Annotated in this window: 19 protein-coding genes and 1 tRNA gene; 14 read left to right on the forward strand and 6 right to left on the reverse strand. The window is 58.9% G+C overall.

The window, feature by feature from the left end:
- The 10 genes from GDA65_06960 to GDA65_07005 form a co-directional block, all read left to right on the forward strand.
- Positions 1–718, forward strand: a 718-nt coding sequence (locus GDA65_06960; protein MBA5862431.1) for a hypothetical protein, incomplete at its 5' end; no start/stop codon positions are given.
- Positions 719–831: 113 nt separating this feature from the next.
- Positions 832–907, forward strand: a tRNA-Arg gene (locus GDA65_06965).
- Positions 908–1,560: 653 nt separating this feature from the next.
- Positions 1,561–1,887 carry a YtxH domain-containing protein gene (locus GDA65_06970; GenBank protein MBA5862432.1) on the forward strand — a complete coding sequence of 109 codons (327 nt, stop codon included), beginning with the start codon at positions 1,561–1,563 and terminating at the stop codon, positions 1,885–1,887.
- 61 nt (positions 1,888–1,948) lie between these two features.
- The gene (locus tag GDA65_06975; GenBank protein ID MBA5862433.1) at positions 1,949–2,254 is read left to right on the forward strand and encodes a BON domain-containing protein; all 306 of its coding nucleotides are present in this window, start codon (positions 1,949–1,951) and stop codon (positions 2,252–2,254) included.
- Positions 2,255–2,722: 468 nt separating this feature from the next.
- Complete coding sequence (locus GDA65_06980) at positions 2,723–3,073, forward strand: hypothetical protein (protein ID MBA5862434.1); 351 nt, start codon at positions 2,723–2,725, stop codon at positions 3,071–3,073.
- A gap of 19 nt (positions 3,074–3,092) precedes the next feature.
- Positions 3,093–3,500 (forward strand): hypothetical protein, encoded by a 408-nt coding sequence (locus GDA65_06985; protein ID MBA5862435.1) that lies wholly within the window; start codon positions 3,093–3,095, stop codon positions 3,498–3,500.
- On the forward strand, positions 3,464–4,189 hold the full coding sequence (locus GDA65_06990) for a hypothetical protein (GenBank protein ID MBA5862436.1): 726 nt from the start codon (positions 3,464–3,466) through the stop codon (positions 4,187–4,189). Before GDA65_06985 ends, GDA65_06990 begins: the two co-directional genes overlap by 37 nt.
- A gap of 19 nt (positions 4,190–4,208) precedes the next feature.
- On the forward strand, positions 4,209–5,147 hold the full coding sequence (locus tag GDA65_06995; GenBank protein MBA5862437.1) for a YihY family inner membrane protein: 939 nt from the start codon (positions 4,209–4,211) through the stop codon (positions 5,145–5,147).
- Between the two features lie 22 nt (positions 5,148–5,169).
- Entirely contained in the window at positions 5,170–6,357 is a 1,188-nt protein-coding gene (locus tag GDA65_07000) for an AI-2E family transporter (protein MBA5862438.1), read from the forward strand.
- 11 nt (positions 6,358–6,368) lie between these two features.
- Positions 6,369–8,120 carry a pyruvate oxidase gene (locus tag GDA65_07005; GenBank protein ID MBA5862439.1) on the forward strand — a complete coding sequence of 584 codons (1,752 nt, stop codon included), beginning with the start codon at positions 6,369–6,371 and terminating at the stop codon, positions 8,118–8,120.
- Positions 8,121–8,388: 268 nt separating this feature from the next.
- Here the strand turns inward: GDA65_07005 and GDA65_07010 are convergent, their stop codons facing one another.
- From GDA65_07010 to treZ, 3 genes are all read right to left on the reverse strand, one after another.
- Entirely contained in the window at positions 8,389–8,652 is a 264-nt protein-coding gene (locus tag GDA65_07010; protein MBA5862440.1) for a hypothetical protein, read from the reverse strand.
- A 350-nt stretch (positions 8,653–9,002) separates the two neighbouring features.
- Complete coding sequence (locus GDA65_07015; GenBank protein MBA5862441.1) at positions 9,003–11,024, reverse strand: glycogen debranching protein; 2,022 nt, start codon at positions 11,022–11,024, stop codon at positions 9,003–9,005.
- 20 nt (positions 11,025–11,044) lie between these two features.
- On the reverse strand, positions 11,045–13,006 hold the full coding sequence (gene treZ / locus GDA65_07020) for a malto-oligosyltrehalose trehalohydrolase (GenBank protein MBA5862442.1): 1,962 nt from the start codon (positions 13,004–13,006) through the stop codon (positions 11,045–11,047).
- 619 nt (positions 13,007–13,625) lie between these two features.
- Between treZ and GDA65_07025 the strand changes: the two genes are divergently transcribed.
- A complete protein-coding gene (locus GDA65_07025) occupies positions 13,626–15,179 on the forward strand; it encodes an FAD-dependent oxidoreductase (protein ID MBA5862443.1) in 1,554 nt (517 codons plus the stop codon).
- Positions 15,180–15,525: 346 nt separating this feature from the next.
- Here the strand turns inward: GDA65_07025 and GDA65_07030 are convergent, their stop codons facing one another.
- Positions 15,526–16,392: a hypothetical protein gene (locus GDA65_07030; GenBank protein ID MBA5862444.1), complete on the reverse strand. Its 867-nt coding sequence runs from the start codon at positions 16,390–16,392 to the stop codon at positions 15,526–15,528.
- A 236-nt stretch (positions 16,393–16,628) separates the two neighbouring features.
- Here GDA65_07030 and GDA65_07035 point away from each other — a divergent pair, with 236 nt between their 5' ends.
- The 3 genes from GDA65_07035 (at position 16,629) to GDA65_07045 (ending at position 19,729) form a co-directional block, all read left to right on the forward strand.
- Positions 16,629–17,066 (forward strand): hypothetical protein, encoded by a 438-nt coding sequence (locus GDA65_07035; protein ID MBA5862445.1) that lies wholly within the window; start codon positions 16,629–16,631, stop codon positions 17,064–17,066.
- Between the two features lie 422 nt (positions 17,067–17,488).
- The gene (locus tag GDA65_07040; GenBank protein ID MBA5862446.1) at positions 17,489–19,129 is read left to right on the forward strand and encodes a DUF748 domain-containing protein; all 1,641 of its coding nucleotides are present in this window, start codon (positions 17,489–17,491) and stop codon (positions 19,127–19,129) included.
- A 153-nt stretch (positions 19,130–19,282) separates the two neighbouring features.
- Positions 19,283–19,729 carry a hypothetical protein gene (locus GDA65_07045; protein ID MBA5862447.1) on the forward strand — a complete coding sequence of 149 codons (447 nt, stop codon included), beginning with the start codon at positions 19,283–19,285 and terminating at the stop codon, positions 19,727–19,729.
- A 3-nt stretch (positions 19,730–19,732) separates the two neighbouring features.
- Here GDA65_07045 and GDA65_07050 read toward each other — a convergent pair whose 3' ends face one another.
- On the reverse strand, positions 19,733–20,461 hold the full coding sequence (locus tag GDA65_07050) for an endonuclease (protein ID MBA5862448.1): 729 nt from the start codon (positions 20,459–20,461) through the stop codon (positions 19,733–19,735).
- A 12-nt stretch (positions 20,462–20,473) separates the two neighbouring features.
- Positions 20,474–22,726 (reverse strand): hypothetical protein, encoded by a 2,253-nt coding sequence (locus GDA65_07055; protein MBA5862449.1) that lies wholly within the window; start codon positions 22,724–22,726, stop codon positions 20,474–20,476.
- Between the last annotated feature and the right edge of the window lie 97 nt (positions 22,727–22,823).

Raw genomic sequence — 22,823 nt, forward strand, 5'->3', positions numbered from 1 at the left:
TTCAACCACACCGCCACCACCGTCAACGACCCCTCCACCTCCACCGCCTTCGACGACGCCGCCCCCGCCGCCGCCGGCCAGCTCGTTAACGCCGATGCTCCAAGCCTTTCCATCATCGCTCTCACTCACGGCCGCGCAAGGAAACACCGTGTCCGGCATTTTCAATTTGCAAAAGTCCAGCACGCAACAGAGCAGCTATAGCATCAGCGCAAACCAGTCGTGGACGACGCTGAATCCGCCTTACGGCAGCACGCAGACCATCACGACGGAAATTGATCCCATCACGGTGACGGTCAACACGTCGACCATGAACGTGGGAAACTACACGGGAGTTGTCTATATCGTGGAGAGCGGCCCGAACGGATCGCAAACCATGCGTATCCCCGTCTCACTGTCCGTCCTCGCCAGTGGCAGCACGACGCCGCCCCCGCCCTCGCCGACGGCAAGCGCGACCTCGCCGCCACCACCTCCTTCTGCATCGGCAACCGGCACGGTCACGGTCATGTGGAATGCCAACACTGAGGCAGACCTGCAGGGCTACCGCGTGTATGTCGGCACGAGTTCCGGTGCCCGCACGCAGGCCTTCGACGTGGGCAACGTGACCTCGACGCGGCTGACTCTGCCCTTGGGTTCCACCTATTTCTTTGTCGTGACGGCCTATGACAAAAGCGGCAATGAAAGTTCTCCATCGGGAGAATTGAGTCGAAGCCTATTCTAGGAATATGTCTGTTCAACAGACTTGACCGCTCTTCCCTCAAGCCTGTATAACGGGCTGTACTTTTGAGCCCGCTCCGGAGGCACTGTCTTCGAGCGGGCTCAAAAGTGTGGGCAGCGCCCGTAGCTCAATGGATAGAGCATCTGACTACGGATCAGAAGGTTACAGGTTCAAGTCCTGTCGGGCGCACCATTTAGATAACACTCCTTCGGTTCTTCCCTGTTCAACGACAGCCCATCCTCCCTGCCTTTTCACAGTGCCGCCGGAAATACCTTGAAATCCTCGGATAGGAACCGACCTCATAGAGGCGGTTCTGCATCTCCGCCTGAATGGTTGCATAGGATCTTTGCCGACCCACGTGTCCAAGGGAGAGCCGAGCCGCTGTACATCGGAGGCAGACCGCGTCGGTATCGATCCACAGTCATACGGAAGTGGCCGAATCCGGTTGGCTGGCCGATACCTCAGGGAGAGAGGCCCTGTCGCCGATACGCCACTCCTCGACCCGAATCGCACAGGTGGCAAGAACGGAACGCATGCTGCGATCGTGGCAAGGCCGACATCCATGTCTCGTACCATCCTTCCCCTCCTATCACTGAGGACATCCTCCTGCGGTTAAAGGCAGGACGTCGTTCATCATGACCGCATGACATTTACCTGCTTCTCCGGCGCCGGTAGACAGGATACAGTCGTCCGCTGGTACTCAAACTAGGGCCATGCCTAGTTTGAGGATCGCCACATCCTGTTAGTCTGATTGCACGCGCACAGCAGGTAATCAGTAGTCACGGGAAACGCGCGTAGGTTTGGAGTTCGTCACCATTCACGGACACGGTCGAAGGAGGTCACACATGCATACAGATGATTCTTCCAACTGGTCGGCATTTTTGGCGGGCGCGCTGATCGGAGCAGGGGTAGCACTACTCCTGGCTCCCCAATCAGGCAACGAACTTCGCTCGACCCTTCGTAATTATGCTTCCAGGGCCAAGGACGAACTGGATGAGGCAACGGAACAGGGACGCGCAGCCTGGGACTCGGCCGTGGAGCGAGGCCAGGATTATGTCGAAGGTGGCAAACAAACCCTGCGAAAGGCCGGACGCGCCGCCCGCGAGTTTGTGGACGAAACCATGCAGACTGCGGAACGGGCGGCGGAAGAAGCGACATCACGGCGCGGGTAAGTCCTCTCTGCGCGGCAGTAGGAGTGCCGGCGCACATGGCTAGAAAAGGGGTTCCATCATCATGAAACATCTGACTCATTTCATGTTCGGCCTCACCATGATCATGCTGGTGGGCTGCCAATCCACGACCGGCAAAACCGCGGGGCAAACCATCGATGACGCCTCCATCACCACAGCGGTGCAAGCTAAACTGTCTTCGGACCGGCTCTCGAACTTCTCGCGGATCGATGTCGATACCGAGCGCGGGGTGGTGACCCTGAACGGGGTTGTCAAATCTGCAGAACAAAAAATGCGGGTCGTTGAACTGACACGCGGGGTAGCCGGCGTGCGCACCGTGAATAATAACTTACAAATTCAAGCCCCATAAAAAATCAAACCGATCACACATAGGCGGAGGCGATGGCAGGCAGCGATCCATCGCCCGCTTAGGTCTGGCCCACATTATTCATGACGGTTCGTCGTGCAATCGCCGAGTCACGTGGGGAACGGGCACGGAGCCGGGAGGAGCCACGGCTTGTCCATTCGGTCCTCACCCAACAGGTACGTTCCGGGGATATCCGCCTGCGAGATCACCTCGGGCGGTGAACCGCTCCGCGGCATGGGGTCTATTGCATGAATGCGGCCCGATACCAGTCTCCGGATGCACCGGCCGCCGGTTTCAAAACCTCGAGGCGTGCGTACGGGCTCGCCTACCTTATAGCCAACAGGTATGAGACGCAGGTAGCACCTCTGGGCAGACTAGGGCTCTGCCCAGTTCAAAGGTCACCTTCGCACCGTTAATCTGTGCAGTATGGTGATCGAAGGCGCACATCCCTATACTTGGTGAGGAGGATCAATGGATCAGGATATGAAGAGAATGGAAGGCCGAGCGAAAGACGGCGCATCGTTAATTAAGGACACCATCGAGCAAACCGCCGCCTCTGCAGAACACCTTGCCAAACGCACCGGTGAGGCAGTCGAATCGACCGTTGACCAGATACGCGAGCAGGTATCCGACGGCAGCACAGCCGACAAGGCAATGGACGCCGCCGTACGCAAAACCAAAGAAACATCTGCGTATTTCCGAGAACAGGGGATAGCAGGGGTCGTCGAGGATCTTGAGACGTTGATCCGACGCTATCCGCTCCAGGCACTCCTGGTCGGATTGGGATGTGGATACCTCTTATCCCGCGCCAGGACTGACTAACCGGACGAGGACGAGAGCAATGGAAAATCCCCATCCGATTTCGATCGCGTCATTGGTGACAGGTCTGGTTGAGGATATCCGACGCCTCTTTGCCCAGGAAATGCAGCTGGCCCGGCATGAAATGCAGCATGAGTTAGGGAAGGTCGTCAAAGGAGCGATGCACGCCGGTATCGCGGTGATGCTGGCATTGTTGGCTTCTTTCTTTCTGCTCATGACGTTCGTGCATCTCTTGCATTCGTACAGTGGCCTCCCCTTGTGGGCCTGTTATGGAATCGTCGGGCTACTTTCCGCCGCAGGGGGCGCCGCCTTTTTCGCTCGCCTGATGACCATCGGAACCACCCTTCGGCTCTGGCCGTTTCGCACCTTTTACTCCTTAAAGGAAGATGCCAAATGGATCAAAGAACAGCTGCTATCAACCAAGACCTAAAAGATATTGTGGACACGAGATCGGATATTGCCAGAAAGCTCGAACTGTTGGAACAACGCATCAAAGACACGGCGGAGGGAGCGACGATGAAAGTTTCGCGCTTACTCGATGAAGGATCCCAAAGCGTGACGCAGTTGGTCGATAAAACCACAGCGGCTTTGAATCCTGTTCAGAAGGTCGATGCCTACCCCTGGCTCATGCTTGGGGGCGCCATGTGCGCGGGATACGCGATCGGCCTCCTGGAGGCCCGTACGCGAGCACCAGGCCGCGGTGTCTATGCCTACTATCCGCCAGGCGCCCACGCATCCAGGATCATGCCGGAGCCTGAGGGCAAACAAAAGAAGACTGCCCGGCGCGCCGAAGGGATCTACGATTATTATCCCGATCCGCAGAGGGCCCGCAGGACGGAAAGACAGAGCCGCCCCGGTATATGGGAAACGATGAGCCGCGAACTCGGGGCCGATACGGACCAAGCCAAAGCAGCCTTGATGCAAGCAGGCTGTTCCCTCATGGTCGAATTTGCAAGCAAGTTGATCCCTGAAATCGCGCGGTCCTTCGGCGTGATCCTTCCCTCTCAGGGGAAGCCGGGAAAGAACGCCCGGGAGCCTTACGGGAAACCTCCACACTCAGAATCCACAGCAGGCAGGGGCGCCCGCCCTTCGGGCGGCGCGGCGTCACCCTTCAGTTGAGACGACCAGAGGAGCCAGAGTGTCGGCGTCGCTGACCAGCGCATCACCACGATGGAATCCCTGGAAACTCGGCGGATTGGGGTGGAAAGAATTCGGACACCGTCTATGGACCGACAGCCAGAAGGATGACATACTCGGCCGTGCGGCTCAATTGGCCTATTACTTCCTCCTGGCGCTCTTTCCTGCGTTACTCTTCCTCACCGCACTGCTAGGCCTTTTTCCGCTTGAACAGGTGTTGCCTGAATTGATGACCTACCTGCGGACGGTATTGCCGGCCGATGCCCTATCGTTATTGCAAAAATATTTGGATAGCGTGGTGACGGGAACCGGGAGCGACATCCTCTCGCTCGGTCTCCTCGGAGCCCTCTGGGCTTCTTCGAGCGGAGTCACAGCCGTCATGGAATCGCTCAACGTCGTGTACGGCGCCCGGGAAAGCCGTCCTTTTTGGAAAGTTCGTCTCGTCGCCACTCTCCTGACGATCGGTCTTGCCGCGTTCATCATCGCCTCCATTACGCTGATCCTCTATGGCGAGCGGATCGGTGCGTGGATTGCGGACATCGTAGGGTTGGGATGGCTGTTCCTGCTCACGTGGACCCTGTTGCAGTGGCCCGTGGCGATTGGGCTGATGTTGCTGGCGCTTGCGATCATTTACGCAGTCTGTCCCGACGTGGAACATGACTGGCGGTGGGTCACACCGGGATCCGTGGTGGCCGTCCTGCTCTGGACGGGGCTGTCAGTAGGCTTTAAAGTCTATGTCGATCATTTCGGCAACTACAACGCGGCCTACGGGTCTATTGCCGGAGTGATCGTTCTCATGTTGTGGCTCTATTTGACGGGAGTGGTGATCTTGCTCGGCGGCGAAATCAACGCGCAGATCGAGGGCGCGGCCTCAGCCTTGCGGTCAACCTCTGATCGATCGCTCCACAAGCCTCCGCGGGCCACCTCCCGCACGGAATGAGACAGAAGGAGACGTCAGGCGTATGAAGCCAGGATCTGTCGAAACCCCAAAGGGAGAGTCCACGCGGGTGCCTCGTCTCGACGGACCAGCCGTTCCGGCGGCCAATCGTCATTTGTGGGAGATTACCCCCATCCGCGATCTCATGTGGCTGGGGGGAATCCTGTTTCTACTCTGGTTCGGCTATTACCTGCGGGGAGTGTTTACCCCTGTACTCATCGCGCTGCTCATGGCGTACCTCGTGAATCCTCTGGTCAGGCGGTCTGAAACAGCCTGGCACATCCCCAGACCCGTGACGATTTCTGTCGTGCTGTTTCTGTCCGCGCTCATGCTGGGCGGCCTCGTGACATGGCTGGGTCCATTACTCGCCGAGCAGGTGCAATCCTTCGCTGAACGGGTGCCTGGTTATCTTCAAAGTATCGCCACACAATACCATGTGACGCTGGGTGATTTTTCGGAACCGCTTTCGAGGATCGCCACCAGTCTCCGTGATGATCCCCTCTCCATTCTGACACCAATCTTCTCCGGTACCGGGCAGGCGTTTGGCGTGCTTGGGGCCGTCATCGGGACGACGGCTGACGTCACCCTGGCGCTGGTCTTGATTCCGATCTATTTCTTTTTTTTCGCCTGGCAGTTTGATAGCGCCCTCGCGCAACTCAGACACTATATCCCGGCCGACTATCGGCCTCGAGCGCGCCACATCGTGCAGAGGATGGATCACGCGGTCAGCGGGTTTTTCCGGGGGCGTTTGACGATCGCCCTGACCTCTGCCGTGCTCTACTCGGCGGGGTGGGCCTTAACCGGCATCCGGTATTGGTTCATCCTCGGCCTGATCACCGGCGTTCTCACCATTATTCCTTATGCCTCATTGATCGGCTGGCCTTTGGCCATTCTCTTGAAATATCTCGACGGGTTTACTTCCGGCGCCGGCGCGTTCGATCTGATGACCGTGGTCGTCTGGCCCTCCGTCGCGTACCTCGTGGTGCAATTCATCGAAAGTTGGCTGCTGACGCCCTGGGTGCAAAGCCAATCCATGGAAATGAGTGCGGTGACGGTCTTGATTGTGGTGTTCATCGGCGGGGCGTTAGGCGGCTTTTATGGCCTCTTACTGGCCATTCCGATTGCCGCGTGTATCAAGATCCTGCTGCAGGAACTCGTGCTTCCGCAGCTGAAACGGCAAGCCTCCGCTCTGCCCCTCTCTCCTGAACAGTGAAAGGACGCAAGATGACGACCACCGTGGCAGATTTGTTAATCGATCGGCTGATCAGCTGGGGGGTGGACACGATTTTCAGTCTGCCTGGTGACGGCATCAACGGCATTTATGAAGCCTTGCGGATACGCCAGGAGAAAATCAAATTGATATTGGTCCGGCACGAAGAATCAGCCGCCTTGGCCGCCTGCGGGTATGCGAAATTTACGAGGCGACTGGGCGTGTGCCTCGCCACGTCCGGTCCGGGAGGCATCCATTTGCTGAACGGGTTGTACGATGCAAAATGTGACGGGCAGCCGGTGCTCGCCATCACGGGGCATACGTACCACGATTTAATCGGCACCCACTATCAGCAGGATGTCGACCTGGAACGGCTGTGCGCCGACGTCGCCGCCTATAGCCAGCGGGTCATGAGCCCGGCTCACGTCGGCAACGTCCTGGACGAAGCCATCAAAACGGCTATCTCAAGGCGGACGGTGGCCCATATCACGATTCCCAAAGATATCCAGGAGTGGAGCGTGGAAGAGTACAGATCCAAGGCGAATATTCCCGGCCATAGCGGCGATCTGTACAGCGACCCCCTGCCCCTGCCCTCCCAATCGCTGATTGAGAAGGCGGCAGCCGTCATCAACGCGGGATCGAAAATCGCCATCCTGGCCGGACGCGGCTGTCTGGGGGCAAGAGCAGAAGTCCTTCAACTGGCCGAGTTGCTCGGCGCGCCGATCATCAAGCCGCTCCTCGGCAAGGCGGTGGTGCCTGACGACCACCCGTTGACCACCGGCGGCATCGGCCTCCTCGGCACGGCCCCTTCGCAGGATGTCCTTGAAACATGCGACACGCTGATCATCGCCGGCACGAGCTTTCCCTACCTGGAATTTTATCCGAAACCAGGCCAGGCGCGAGCCGTTCAAATCGATTTGGATGCCGCTCGCATTGGGCTGCGCTACCCCGTCGAAGTCGGACTGGTCGGACATTGCTGGGATGTCCTTCGCGCGTTATTGCCCCTTCTGAAACAGAAACCGGATCGCGGGTTCCTCACCACCGCGCAAGCAAGCATGCAGCAATGGCATGAACTCATGGAAGCGCGCGGCACGAGGATGGATGCGCCGCTCAAGCCTCAGGTCGTCGTGCGCGCGGTCAACGAGTTCCTCGCCGACGACGCCATCATTTGTTGCGATACCGGCAGCGTCACCACCTGGGCGGCCCGGCATCTCACGATCAAAGGAAACATGGAATTTTCGGCATCCGGCACCCTCGCCTCCATGGGAAACGGCCTTCCGTATAGTCTAGGCGCCGGGATCGCCTATCCGGGGCGGCAGATTGTCTGTCTCGCGGGAGACGGGGGGTGCACGATGTTGATGGGAGAATTGGCCACGCTGGTGAGGTATGCCCTGCCGGTGAAAATCATCGTTCTGAAAAACAATCTCCTCGGCATGATCAAGTGGGAACAGCTGGCGTTCGAAGGGAATCCGCAATATGGCGTGGATCTTCAGCCGATCGATTTTGCCCTGTTCGCGAAAGCCTGCGGCGCGGAGGGATTCACGGTTGATGATCCGCGCCAGGTTCGGGACGTGCTTCGAGAAGCCTTCTCTGTCCCAGGCCCGGCCCTGGTCCAGGCCGTGATCGATCCGTTAGAACCACCGCTGCCGGGAAAGATTACCACGGCACAAGCCTGGCGATTTGCGACGGCATTAGCGAAGGGCCAAGATGACCGTTGGAGCATCCTCAAAACATTGATCGAGAGCAAAATCCGGGAGGTGGTGTAAAACGATCCCCTCTCTACTATTCCCCAAATGCGGACTGTCTATGGAACCGAGCGGTCGCCGGAGGCGGGCGATTACGGAAGGGGCGATGCGAGATTGTCGTGCAACATCCCGGGCTGAATTCACGCCACACTGACAATCTCCGGTTCAGCGTCATGGCCTGTCCTGTCTGACTGGGCAGCCGCACGGATATCCGGCAGGTCGCCTGAACTCCTCACTCAGATAGGCACCGCCCTCCGCGGGCAGGAAGGGGGTATACGACCTACGCTGATCAGGCCACCTGCGCAACCTCACGCTGCATCGTCACGAAATGCGCATCACGGTTCCGCAGAATGACTTCATCAATGATGTCGCCGCACTGTACGCAACGCATGGCCATGAACCAGTATCCTCCCAAGCTCTCCCCGACATCCATACAGCGTTCATCGACCAGGAATCCCCCGCAGCGGAGACACGCGCAAGTTTCGTGCAGAACGGGAGCAATGTTCTGTCTGGTTCTTCCGGCTAAGGAGAGGGCACTCACGGTGGCGTTCATACGATTCTCCTTTTCATAGTGATCTTGATTGCCTCCGGCGGATACTTCCACCGATTGTCACGATCACTGATACCAGTCCCGTACGATCCACTCTACTAGCACTCCCCCCAGGTCCCAGGGTAAAGCACCCTGGCGATTGTTCAGCGCCCGTCACTTGGCCAACAGGTCCTACTGTTTGTAAGCGTTGAGCAGGAGGTGTCTGACCGTTGCCATGGATCACGTGGCAGCCGATCGAATCTCACGGTGCCCGATGAGGGCGGTAGGGAGAGGCGATGGTTGATCTCGACAGTGTTCAGGTCATGCACATAGCGACAGCTTGACGTTCCGACGTGCGCCGGACCTGCAACTCGTCACACCCTCTCCCTCTCGGGTCGCGTCTGCCGATACGCCCGCAACACTTCGGCCACGCTCCAGGCTTGGGCAATACAGCCCCGGGGATGATAGGGAGGTTCTGCGTCAAAAATTTCGCTCACTGTCCCGATGCTGCCATCCAATAAGTGGGAACGGAACCCGTCCAACATACCCCGCGCCTTGGACCTGTCCTTGTAGACCTTGATCCAGGCGTCGATGAACGGCCCGATCAGCCAGGCCCACACGGTCCCCTGATGATAGGCCGCATCCCGCGCGCGGAGATCGCCGTGGTATCTCGGCTTGTAATCGGGATGGTCGCGGGACAAGGTTCGCAATCCCACCGGAGTCAGAAGCCGGTCTGTCGCCAGATCCACCACCCTTCGCCACCGGTCCTCCCTGAGCACCGGGTGAGGTAGGGAAATGGACAACAGCTGGTTCGGTCGAAATGCCTGATCATCCCCTCGCTCCCCGTCGATGACATCGTAAAGATATCCCCCGGCTTCAATCCAAAATCGCTCATGAAACGAGTGCCGCACCTGCTCCGCCAATTCGCTCCAGCGAGACGATGATCGACCGGTGAGTATGTCCCACTCCGCCATACAACGGAGGGCGTTGTACCAGAGCGCCTGGATCTCAACAGGCTTGCCTCGACGAGGCGTGACCACCCAACCATCGACCAGGGCGTCCATCCAGGTCAGTTGGTATCCTTCCGCCGAGGCGCGCAACAGTCCGTCGTCCTTGTCGACGCCGATTCCGAAGCGCGTGCCCTCGAGATGATGCTCGAGCACCGACGTCAGGATGGGCAGCAAGGCGAGCAGCGTCTCGCGGTCGTTCGTCACCTGGTAATACCGATTGACCGCGTGGACGTACCACAGCGTGGCGTCGGCCGTGTGGTACAACCCCGTCCGCTCCCCTTCCGGAAAGAGGTTCGGGATTAATCCATCTTGTACGTAATTGGCAAACGTTCTGAGAACCGATCGCGCTTCCCGGTAGCGGCCGGTACATAGGGTAAGTCCTTCCAAACTGATCATCGTGTCACGGCCCCAGTCCGTGAACCAGTGATACCCGGCGATGATGGTGCATGCCTCGTTACTGGATGCCCGCGCCGGCGCCTGTTCTTCCAATCGAGATCCGGGGACAATCACAAATTGATCAGCCGCTAGACTGAGCCATCCTTCAATGCCTTCATCTTGTTTGTCCGGCACGTGAGACAGGAAGGTATCGAGCCGCTCCCCCTCGGCAGCAAAAATGGCTTCCGGATCACATTCAAGCCGTTCCCACGATTCGGTGCTCGCCACGAAGGCCAGAGAACGATCCTGCGCGAGGTCCGCGGAGAAGTATCCAGGGCTGGCGAGACGTTCAACATGGTCCAACCCGCGATCCTGGTCCACACGATAGAAGATGCCGGCGCTTACTTCGTCATCCACTACGAATACCCCGCCGTGGGGCCGCAGGCACAGCTTTAAAGACGGAGCGCCTTCGCACAGATGCATTTCGTGCCGGCCGTTGACGACCGTGAGAGGAAAGGGAGGGTGCCAGGCATCGCGTAGTCCCGCATCCAACGTCCGGAATGTCACGAATGGACGAAGGCGTAGGCTGACCGGATCACCCTCCACGAGACGATACTCCACATAGACCGAATTGTGACCGTAGGACATGATCACACGCTTTTCCAAGCGGCGGCCTTTCAAACGAAAGCGCCAAACCGGTGTCTGCCGCTCCCGACTGAACCCCTCGAATACCTTGAGAAGATTGCTCTTCAGGCGACCGTCGGAAAATTCTACCCCGCTCAGCGATACCACCTCTCCTTCGACCAGGATGTCGTCGTCAACACGTGGAATCATGACCGTGCGTCCCCAGGGAGCCGGCAAATCCGGAACGAACAGGCCGTGGTAGGTTCTGGTCGCTGCGCAGAGCAGGCTCTGCGAGGCATAGCCGCCGAGACCATTCGTCACCAGCCATTCCCTGGCAAGAAAGGCGTTGGTATCCCGCAGCCGCTCCGGAGGGACCGTGAGCACCATGGCATCGGCCTGAGTTGGACTCATTGCCGTTGCTTTCCATGAGGACGCTCTATCGCCGTTGCCCTGCTCCCGGGATCTTCTACTATGGACGCATAGAACACGGCGGCACAGCCCGGGAGCTTCCAACCGGTATCGGACAACGGCTCGATCACCCCAGGGCCTCCGTAGAGGGGCGCATCACTTGACCAGCGAAACGACCAGGTACGGCCGATCGGCGGGGCCAGCAACGGCTCCGGAGCCGGACGAAAATCAAGGTCGGGGCCGAGATTCACGAGCAACAACCGGTCATCTCCGTTCTGACCGGCATACCGCAAGACAAACGCCGAGGCTCCGATGACGGCGCCGTCCACTAAATCGCGCCGTTGTTGCGCAATGACCTCATCCTCCCGCCGGAGACGCAAGAGGTCCCGATGCAAGGCCATGCTCCAGGCATGACGGTCACGTTCCGCCCAATCCAGTTTGGAGCGTTCGAACACGGACGGGTCGCACGGATCACCGAGAGCGGCCTGAGCCGCGCTCGAGGCGTGGCTCTGGAATTGAGCGAGAAATTGTTTCCGGCCTTGATGAATATCCTGTGCTAAGCGCCCCGGCGGAAAGTCAGTAAAAAACAAGAACGGCGTGGAGGCCGCAAATTCCTGCCCCATGAACAACAACGGAGTTTCAGGAGCCAGGAGGAGCAGGGCTGTCAAGGCGCGATAGACGGCAGGACCAACTTTGTGGTGCAAGCGGTCGCCCCACAATTGATTCGCGACTTGATCATGATTCTGAAGAAAAAACACGAACCCTTCGGCCGGTTCGTCCGAGACCACGGTGCCCCGTGGTTTGCCCTGCCACTGAGACCGCTGGCCTTGGAAGAGGAACGCACGCTTCACGGACGAAATGAATTCCTGAGGCGTTCCGCGATAGTCGCCGTAATAACCTTCACCGCGGCCGGTCGCAGCCATGCGCGCGCTATGGTGAAAATCTTCGCTCCAGACTCCGTCGAGTCCCCACCCCCCCTGCGCTACCGGCTGAATGGTGTGCACCCATTGCAATTCACATTCGGCGATCAGGATGATGGAGCGGGTTCCGGCCGTTCGTCTGGCCGCTTGAGACAACTCCGCGACAACATGAACCGGACTGGCATCGTGAAAGGCGTGCACCGCATCCAATCGCAATCCATCGACGTGGAATTCATCGATCCAATAACAGGCGTTCTGAATAAAGAACTCTCTCACGGGGCGGGAGCCGGGTCCGTCAAAATTGATCGCCTGCCCCCATTCATTCGGATAACGGTCGGTCAGGTACGCATCGCTGAAGGTTGGCAAATAGTTTCCGTCCGGACCAAGATGGTTGTAGACCACATCCAACATCACCCCGAGCCCGCGCCGGTGCGCCGCATCCACGAATCGTTTGAAGCCTCCCACATCGCCATACACATGCGCGGGAGCATATAGTCCGACGCCGTCGTATCCCCAGTTCCAACGACCGGGAAATTCCGCCACCGGCATCACTTCGATGACTGTAATTCCAAGCTCTTTCAGGTCATCAAATCGACTGATGGCGGCGTCGAAGGTGCCTTCCGGCGTAAAGGCACCGATGTGGAGTTCATAGATCACCTGCCCGTGCATCGTGACGCCGGGCCACCCTTCGTCGTGCCATTGATAGGCGCGCGGATCGACGATGAGTGAAGGACCATGGGGCCCCTCAGGCTGAAAACGCGAGCAGGGGTCCGGATAAGCCTGCCCGCCGTCAAGCCGATAACGGTACCGCATGCCTGCAGAGGCTTCTCGGACGATCCCGGTCCAATATCCATCGGCCAGTCTGGACAACTCATGAATCGTGTCGCCAGGCTCAAGGACGACATCGACACGGGCTGCACGAGGCGCCCAACAACGAAATCGCACTCCCTCTTCTGTGACGCGAGCTCCGAGTGTCAACTCCTGACTCCGGGCACCCTGAAGCTTCGTTTTTTCCGCTCCCGCTTTGCTGCGCACCCCCATCTCACCCCTCCCCTGCCTGTGACTCATGTGAATGCCTTTATGCACTCTTGCGCCGAGGCGACCATTCCGTTTGCTGTCACGCCTCACGCAACAGCGCAGAACCCTTCTCCCTATGCGTATCCGAAGCCGAATAAAAGGCAGCTCAATGGACGTCACGGCGATTTTTTCCGCCTGCACGAACCTGGCGATGTCGATGATTTGTGCCGCTTCCAGATTAGCGCGTTTGAGACGCGTTTGAAATCCTCGTCCGTCAACACGATGTACCGGCTTTTGTCGTATTCATATCCTGTGACGATCCGCTCCCGGGCGACTTCTCTGCCGCGCTCCTTGTTGTCGCGTTGAAATCAGATTTGCGGTGAACCCCGGACAGACGAGACGCACGGATGCGCACCATTGAGACAGATCACCGCTTCGCCGCACCCGCCACAGACGAACAGAGAGACTTCCCACTCTTGTCTATCCTGCAGCGCTCAAGAAGGTGGAATCATCCCCCGACTCTCGTCCGCCCACAACTAGGCCCCTCCCTAGCTCCCATGTCCGCCATGTCCCGTTAGGGTTGGCACACATCCATTCCCTACAGGCCTGCGCTGTGTCTGCGCGCAATCGTAAGGAGTTCACCATGAACGATGAACCAGGACGAACGGTTTCTCTCTGGATGTCGGAAGGCGTCCCGCATCTGCCACCCATGTCGAGCGGCGCTCATGCCGATGTGTGCGTGATCGGCGCTGGTATGGCCGGCGTCACGACGGCCTATTGTTTGATGAAGGAGGGGCGGTCCGTGATCCTGTTGGATGACCATCAACCGGGCAGCGGCATGACCGGACGAACGACCGCGCATCTCTCGAATGCGATCGATTCCGGATATGTGGAGATTGAACGTTTACATGGTCGATCCGGCGCGAGTCTGGCTGCGCACAGTCATACGGCAGCCATCGACTGGATTGAAAAGACCGGCAACGATGCCGGAATAGCCTGTGACTTCATGCGGGTTGACGGATATCTGTGCGCCGCTTCTCCCGACGATTCGCAGCGGATCAAAGACGAATGGATGGCCGCCCTGCGCGCAGGTCTGACCGAGGTCGAGCATATCACCAAACTTCCCGGCCCCTTGTCCCGAGACGGTCCCTGCCTGCGGTTTCCCCGCCAGGCTCAATTTCATCCTCTGAAATACCTCGCCGGCCTGGTCGAGGCCATCCGACAGGGAGGATGCCGCGCCTTCGGCGGCGCGCATGTGACACAAGTAGACAGCGGGAAACAGGCCCGGGTGGAAACGAGTCACGGATGCATCGTCACCGCGGATGCCGTCGTCGTCGCCACCAATACGCCCGTCAATAACATGGTGACCATTCACACCAAACAGGCGGCGTATCTCACCTATGTGATCGGAGCGACGATCCCGGCCGGGGCGGTTGAGGAAGCCTTGTGGTGGGACACGCACGATCCCTATCACTATGTCCGCACTCGGCGCCGTTCGTTACCGGGAGGCGGCGAGGAACTGTTCCTCCTCGTCGGCGGCGAAGACCACAAGGCCGGGCAAGCAGACGATGCTGAAATGCGCTACGGCCGGCTGGAGGCCTGGACCCGCAGGCATTTCCCTGCCATGGGGGCGGTAACCTATCGATGGTCGGGGCAAGTCATGGAATCGGTCGACGGCTTGGCATTTATCGGCAGAAATCCAGGCGACGCCGACAATATTTACATTGCGACAGGCGACTGCGGCATGGGAATGACCCATGGAACCATTGCCGGCCTGCTCCTCACGGATCTCATCATGGGTCGGGACTCTGCCTGGTCTTCTCTTTACGATCCATCCCGCCAGCCCATGGGGGCAATGGGGAAGTTCGTGCGGGAGTCGCTCAACGTGGCGGCTCAATATGCCGATTGGGTCACCAAGGGCGATGTTGAAAGCGAGGAAGATATTCCCAACGAGCAGGGCGCGGTGCTGAGAGAGGGCCTCAGCAAGATCGCCGCCTATCGCGACGCCAATGGATCCCTGCACACCTGTTCAGCGGTGTGTCCGCACCTGAACTGTATTGTGGCCTGGAACCATTCCGAACATACGTGGGATTGCCCTTGTCATGGCTCGCGCTTCGATTGTTTCGGCAAGGTTTTGAATGGACCTGCCATCAGCGATTTGACTCCCGTGAAGCGGAAGGAGGGCATGCCCCGATAGCCTGGTCTTACGCCCTGCGTCGAGTCGCTGCGGAAGGGCATCCGTCGGACAAATGCGCGTCGCCGTGAATCGGCGATAGCACCAACGCTCATGATAGGGCGGGCCAGCGGCGCATCTCATCATTCCGTTGCATAGTGAGACGTGCGGCACACACTTCCTCCGTCCCGGAATATCCGCCTATCGGACGGCGGGAGACATCGAACGTACATTCGGCGTCTTTCTCGTCCAATCATTCCAACCGCATCCTCTACAGGAAGGAGAACACCTGCCCATTTTATTGTGGCTGCTTGCCGTGCCGTTGAGTCTAATCCTGGTGCTGTGGCTGTTCGGAATGGTCCATTTCTGATCACGGGTCTCGCCTGAGTGCGTGCAACTCGTCAATGACCTTCTGGATCGAGAGTAAGGCATGGCGTCGCTGAAGCGGTGTCAGCATGCGATCGACTTCCAGAACCAGGCCGGTGAGGGCCGCGCGCATGTCTGCCATCATCTTCAAATACCCGGGCGAGGCCGTCGGGTCAGGATACACGAACATGTTTCGTAATGTTCCCGTAATCTCCTCATCCGACGCCGGAGTGCGAAGCAGGGCCACCAACTCCTCATGGCGCTGTTTTCGATAGCGCCACCAGACCGGCTGACTGTCCGGCAACGCCGCGATCATCGTACGAAGGCTGGCGGTTTGTTCGCGGGTGAGAGGCCCCAGCCATTCTTCAGCCATCGCCACTCCCCTGCGGGTCCGTTCGTCGAGACGAACGGCGGTTGCCCCTTGCGTCAGATGCTCCGCTTGAGCGTCCTCCTTTCGGAACACTCGTTCGAGGTAGTGGATTTGCTTCTCCTTCAGCAGCGCCGCCAACGGCCCCCCTTCCGGAATCGCCCGCTCGAAAAGATCCGCTCGAAATCGATCGTATGCGGCAAAGGTCCAGTCCAGGTCCTCAGACTTCAATCCACGGCTGATACGTCCATGGAGATCTGTCAAAAACTGCTCGTATTGCGGCAACGCCTCTTTCTGATGCCGCAAAAGCAGCGGGTGCAGCCGGTGTTTGACAATCCGCAACTGGCTCGACGTTAAGTCCAGATAGTGATCCAGTTGCCGGCTGATCAGCCAGTCCGCATGCCGATAGCCGAAGGATAGCGCGCAGCCGCTCGTGAGCAGGATCAGCGCTAGCGCCACCCCTATGAGCCAAACGAAATTCGATCTGTGGAACGCCTTCGCCATTCAGAATCCGTCCTGCTCGATGACCATCAGTTCCATGTTCATCAGTAACCAGCCATTCGGCATATGTATACTGGGGTTTTTCCGAGTACGGAGACCTCACGCGCCTCGGTACTGTTGGCATGACAGGCAGTGATCATCCACAGAGAAAGAGCCACGAGCGAAAGAACCGCGCCACATTTCGCTGGATGACAACACTCGAGTCAATCTCACATTCATTCTACCAAGGAGGACACCTCATGAAAGCATTGATGCACTCACTACTGGCTCTGGCGCTGATCTCGGCGGCGGCCTGTTCGAGTTCACCGACCGCGCCGAAGACCCGGTCAGAAGTGGAGGTAGGAACCAAGACGGGCATGGTCAAGAATATCGTCATCAAGGACACCATCACTCCCGATGCGTTGACCGTACGGGCAGGCGACGAGGTTCGGTGGATCAATCAGCGGCAGGATTCCGTGACCGTGACGATTGACGGGCCTCTGGAACACACGGTGTCCTGCCGGAATGGGTTCTCTAAGGCTTTGGGAATGAGCGTGGACAATTCCACGACTCTGGCAAGTAATGAAACCGCCGGCCTGTGTTTCAGCCGTGTCGGCACCGTAAAGTACTCGGTCAGGCCGTCAAGCGATGCGAAAACCACGATGGTAGACTCTCATGGCTCCATCACCGTTCAATAAAATCGGAATATGACGCGAGTGGTGTGCGATGTCCATCGACGCTGTAACGGAGATCGCACACCACGAAGTGACCAGTCTCTCCAAACCTCGCACTCCCTTTCTCGCTGATGCAATCTTGCGCCACTCTCTCCTTCGCGAGCCGACACATTCTTCTTCCGATCGTCAGCAGGCTCAAAGACGCCATGCTCTCGCGTCGGCAGTAAGATTGGCTTCCAGGGTTTCTGCCCACTAGTGGAATTGCCCCTGGCGTTGCGGAGAAGAGCCGTCGGCGAAAGAACCTGCCTCGACCAGGGGCATACCCAGTAGCCGAATCAATCGACCCATCTTAGAATTCACACGCAAGGCGGCTCAGGAGACCTCACAGGATATCAGGAGACTCTGTCGGTCTCTCCATTGCTCTCTCCCAGTCGAGGCACAGAATCGTGAGCGTCCGGACCGAACATCGACAAACGGCATATTCCCAGGAGAAGGTGTACGGCGGTTCATCCTCGAAGAAGCCGTCTCGCGGAGTATGGCGATGGGTCGTCGCCGCGTGTGCGGCCGTCATTCTTGTAGGTGGAATCGCTCTGCGCTTCATCGATGAACCGTTGCGTGCGTACGCCGAACGCGAACTGAACAGTCATATTGCCGGATACACGTTTCGTATCGGCACGCTTGTATTCCATCCCCTCAGCCTTTCCCTTGACCTGGAGCACGTCACTGTCCTGCAGGATGCGCATCCGGACCCGCCCTTGGCGGACGTCGCGGAATGGCATACCGGCATTCACTGGCACGCGCTACTATCCGGTCGTCTGGTCAGTGATCACACCATTGTCCGGCCTGTCATCCACTTCACCCGCCCGCAAGCGGCGCAAGAAATACAAGACGCTGCGGCGCGCCAGGAAACCTGGCAGGAATCCTTGTTCGCTGTGTATCCGTTGCACATTAACGAACTCAGCCTCAAAGACGGCGAGGTGACCTATCGGGAGACTGCCGCTTCGAAACCCGTGCGGCTGACCCATATTCAGATTAGCGCGGAGAATATCCGTAATGTGCGGTCAAAACCTCTGCAATACCCATCACGAGTGCAGTTCGAAGCCGTCGTCTTCGGTGGCGGCCGCATCCACGTCGACGGGCATGCGGATTTCTTTGCCGAACCGTCGATGGGCATCGATGCCGACATTGCGCTCCTGGACATTAACCTGGCCGACTTCCTGCCGCTCACCGCTCAGCGCCAAATCCACCTCACCCAGGGTTCATTAACGACGACAGGTCATGTGGAATTTTCCCCCGCGGCGCAAGAGGTGCGGCTCACCGCGCTGAATCTCCATGATGTGAAAGCGGACTTTGTTCACGCGCTTCGCACAGCACAAAAAGAACAACGCACCGCTCAGCTGGTGAGCCGAACGGCGGCCAAGGCCGCCAACCATCCCACGCTTCTGCTCCGCATTGATCAAGGACACATTGAACGGAGTGAATTCGGGTTCGTGAACCAGGCCACACATCCTTCCTATCGCATGTTCATCAGCGGAACCGCGTTGGAGCTCGAGAATTGGAGCAACCAACTTACCGAAGGCACCGCACGGGTGACACTCAATGGCCTGTTCATGGGGACTGGAGCTACGACGATCACCGGGGCGTTTCGGCCGGAACTCGAGTCGCCGGACTTTGACCTCTCTGTGAAAATTGTCAAGACGAAGGTCACGACGCTGAATCAATTGCTGCGCGCATATGGGGGAATCGATGCCGCAGGCGGCCTCTTTTCTCTCTTCAGCGAGGTCAGCGTCAAACACGGGAAGGTGAAGGGATACTTAAAGCCTCTATTTAAGGATGTCACGGCGTACGATCCGCAACAGGACCGGGATAAGGGACTCCTCAACCAGATTTATGAGAAGGCTATCAATGCCTTGGCGGGGATATTGAAAAATACTCCTCGGGATGAGATCGCAACGAAAACCGACCTGACAGGCACCGTGGGTAACCCACAAGCCAGCACCTGGGAGCTGCTGCTGACCCTCCTACAAAACGCGTTCTTCGACGCGGTTCTCCCCGGGCTTGAAGGTAAAGTACACCATGAAGATTAATGCGGGATTACCGCTTTGCTCTGCCGGCGACTCTCGGAAAATACCCTAGGGGAGCGCCTAGTGGCCCTCAAGGAGAATGTTTTCTATCATATCGATTTAGTCGACCGCCTGCAGTTCATTCCGAAAGACAGGGGGTGGGTTATGAAGCCGGAGATGAAGAGATTGATCCCCATCTGCTGCGTATGTGAAAACGTTCGAGGTGAAAACTTGTCTCCGGGTGCGGAGCCCGAATGGGGACCTCTAAAGTTGTATCTCGATACGCATCGCCTCGCGATTGGAGCCTATCGCCTCATCCACGCCTATTGCCCCGCTTGCGCTGTGCAGTTCGCCAAACTGGGAAGAACGGTCTGCCCGGCCGTCACTGAGGAATATCATGAGACCGACAACAGTGTGACACTGACCATTCTCGATGCCTTCGACCATATGCAGCAGTGCGACCTCGATATGCTCGTGGAAGCCTGCCCGACCCTCACCTGGAATCAGGTATTTTCAGAGGTCGACCGTCTCAGCCGTATGGGACACCTGCGCTTGAGCCATCTCGGACAGGGCCGCTACACCATCGAACGGCCGCAACCTGTTGCGGCAGGCGTCGGTTCGTAACCTTTACGCGGTTCCGGAGCGCGCATGGTTCACCGCCTGAAAACACACCTCCGCCTTCACCGGCAGGTGGTCGGAGGCGGCGAGGCTCTCGCCAGAATGATGGGCATGGATACTACGTAACGACTGAGGGGGCGACACCCAGATCCGGTCCAACGCCAAAATGGGACAGACGGTGGGAAACGTAGGCGGAGCAGCAGGCGAACCGAACACCCTCCGCAGGACCCGAAGCGACTTTCCCCACCCTTGCCATTCGTTCAGGTCGCCCATGAGAATCGTCAGTTCTTCCTCTGGCACCTGCAAGAACTCCAGCAACCGGGTCGCCTGCAACGGACGCTCTTTCGGCCACAGCCCTAAATGCGTCGTGACCACGTGGATGATCGCGCCCTGACACAGCATATCTGCGGCCAGGGCGCCCCGCGGCTCATGTGTCCCGACGGAAAGATCCCACCGCCTAACGTTTCTCACAGGGTACCGTGTCAGCAAGGCATTGCCGTATGTCCCGGCCTCGGATGTCCGAACCGGTCCCCCTACCGCAATCATGCCTAATCTGACGGCAAGCCAGGTCAAAATCTGATCGGGGTCCGGGCCCGGAAACTCCACTTCCTGCAGCGCCACTATGTCCGCGTCCATCTCCTGCAGCACCCGCAGAATACGGTTCGGATCATACCGTCCGTCCCTCCCGAATCCGCGATGAATGTTGTACGAGGCGACCCGCATACGCATCCACTGCATCCTTTCCGGCAATCAGGTCACGGAAATCGAGGATCGATCGGCGACCGGCGCCGCCGCGGGCCGTCCGGCCTGCATCCTTCCCGACAGGTACCACACGCCCGCCCAGGCCGCGGTCACAACCAGTCCCACCATCGCGAAGGCCTGCCAACTTGGTTCACGGACAGCATCCTCGAGACCGCCCACAAACGTCGCCATGATGGCAATCCCAGGCATCATCCCGAGCACTGTCCCCAACACAAAATTCCTCAGGGACACAGGCGAGGCTCCGGCAACCAGATTGATCACGGAGAAGGGCGCAATCGGAAGGACCCTCACCAGGAACACCGCCCAGAAACCTCGTTCGGCAATGCGCCGGCTCAGATGTTCGACGCGAGCGCCGGCCAGCCGCCGGATTCGGTAGGATCCCAACGTCCGGCCGACGGCAAACAGCGTCATCGCGCTCAGGAGTGATCCTGCCATCGCGGACATCGCGCCAAGCCATGGCCCAAACGCGAGGATCGTCAGCGCGAGGAGCGCCGTGACCGGCACCGCGAACAGGCCGCCCAGAACATACCCGCCCATGACGGTCAGCAGTCCCTGCGGGCTCCGTCCAAGCGCCTGCGCATGATGCACCAAGGCGTCAAGGTCCAGCAATTGAGCCAGTGCCGTCCACCGCCAGGCAGCCGCGAGCACGCCCATCCCTGCCAGAAGCGACAACCCCAATAACGCGCGACGCACAATCTGCATCCGTTCGCGTCTGAATCCCACGTCGGCCAGAAGGTGATCCGCAGCCATAGGGCGTTCCGGATCGATCAGCGCCTGCTCGGGGGGCATGGCCTCAGAAGAAGACGCCGTCTCAAAGCAGCCAGCGACCAGCGTACGCTCGCCCCCGCGTAAAGCATCAATGGCGCCGGCGAGAGAACCGGATTGCAGGATCTGCTGCCCGATCCTATCCGGCGCGACACCGAGATGTTCGGCAAGCAGGCCGTTGCGAAACGCCGCAATCACGGCCTGCACCGGCGCTTGGCCGCGGGCTTCGATCGCCACGTTGCATTCCGTGTCGAATCCCATGGAACGGTTCGAAACATTGGCGGAGCCAATGCAGACGAATTCATCATCAACAACGATGAGCTTGCTGTGCACAGCGACCGGAACGCCTCCCTCGTCTCCCGGGACGACCGGTGCATAGACGCGCAACCGGCCATAGTGATCGGCCAGTTCCACGTCGTGCAGGAGACGGGCGCGCAAACTGTCCATCGTCTGGCGCTCCAGCCAACCGTCGCAATGCTGACGGAGCACCAGGACGACGTCGGGACCGCCATGCTCGGACAACCGTTGTGCTAACGCGCGACCAATGGCCTGCGCGGTAAAGTATTGCGATTCGATATAAATGGACCGGCGTGCCCGTTTAATCGCACTCAGATAGGCCTGTTCAATCTCGCGTCTCTCGTTCAATTCCTCATATTGGGGCTGGGTACGCAGGAGGGCGACCGGGCACTCCAGCAAGTCGGGGCTCAGATTCGGCGGCCACAGCTCCTCGACGGAACACCTCGGCGGTGCAGAAAGGCGCCGTCTGGTCGCACGCAACCACCGGTCGCGCACGAGATCTCCCAGGGCGGCGGCGGCGTTGCCTGTGACCATCATCTGCACGTCATGAAATGGGGCATACCCCTCACCATCGGCATCGACTCGACGGGGATTCAGCGGGAGATGAGCCCTGGTGTCCCAGCGGGATTTGCTCAAATCCAGCCCGCCGACGAAAGCAACCGCATCGTCGATCACCACCAGCTTCTGATGATGAGACGCGCCGACCGGATGATAATCATCAGTCTGATACGAAAGGCGGCGATGGCTGCGCCACCCCGGTTCGGCAGTCGGCATCCATTGCCGCTCCAACGCGTAGATCAGGGCATAATCCCAATTGAGGACATAGACTCGGAGCCCGCGTCTGCGGCGTAGCAGCGCCACCAAAAACTCACCAAGTTTGGAGGGCAGACCCAAGGAGGGAGAGTCTTCTCGCACCAACTCGACCTGGGTATCGATGTCCCAGCCGAGGATCATGATGGAATGCTTCGCGCGCGACGCCGTATCGCGAAACGCCCTGAAGTACGCCTCGCCGTCCACCAGAAACGCCGTTCGCTCCGCTGACTCTATCCGCCAGCAGGTTTGCCCCGGCACCAGGATCGGCGAGGGGGATACTGGTTTCTCCGGCGAAGTGCCCCCTCCTCCCTCCACGGCCGCTTCTACACTGACATGTGTCATTGGCGTCTTCCCCGACTTCTCCATTGCTGGTGCTGCACAGCCTATCCAGTTTTTGCCGCGATACCCAGCTAGTCAGACCCCTAGTCCGCTCCTGTCATGCAACCTCTTCGAGAGGTTTCCC

The sequence above is a fragment of the Nitrospira sp. CR1.1 genome (genome assembly GCA_014055465.1).
In the GTDB taxonomy this organism is placed as follows: Bacteria; Nitrospirota; Nitrospiria; order Nitrospirales; family Nitrospiraceae; genus Nitrospira_A.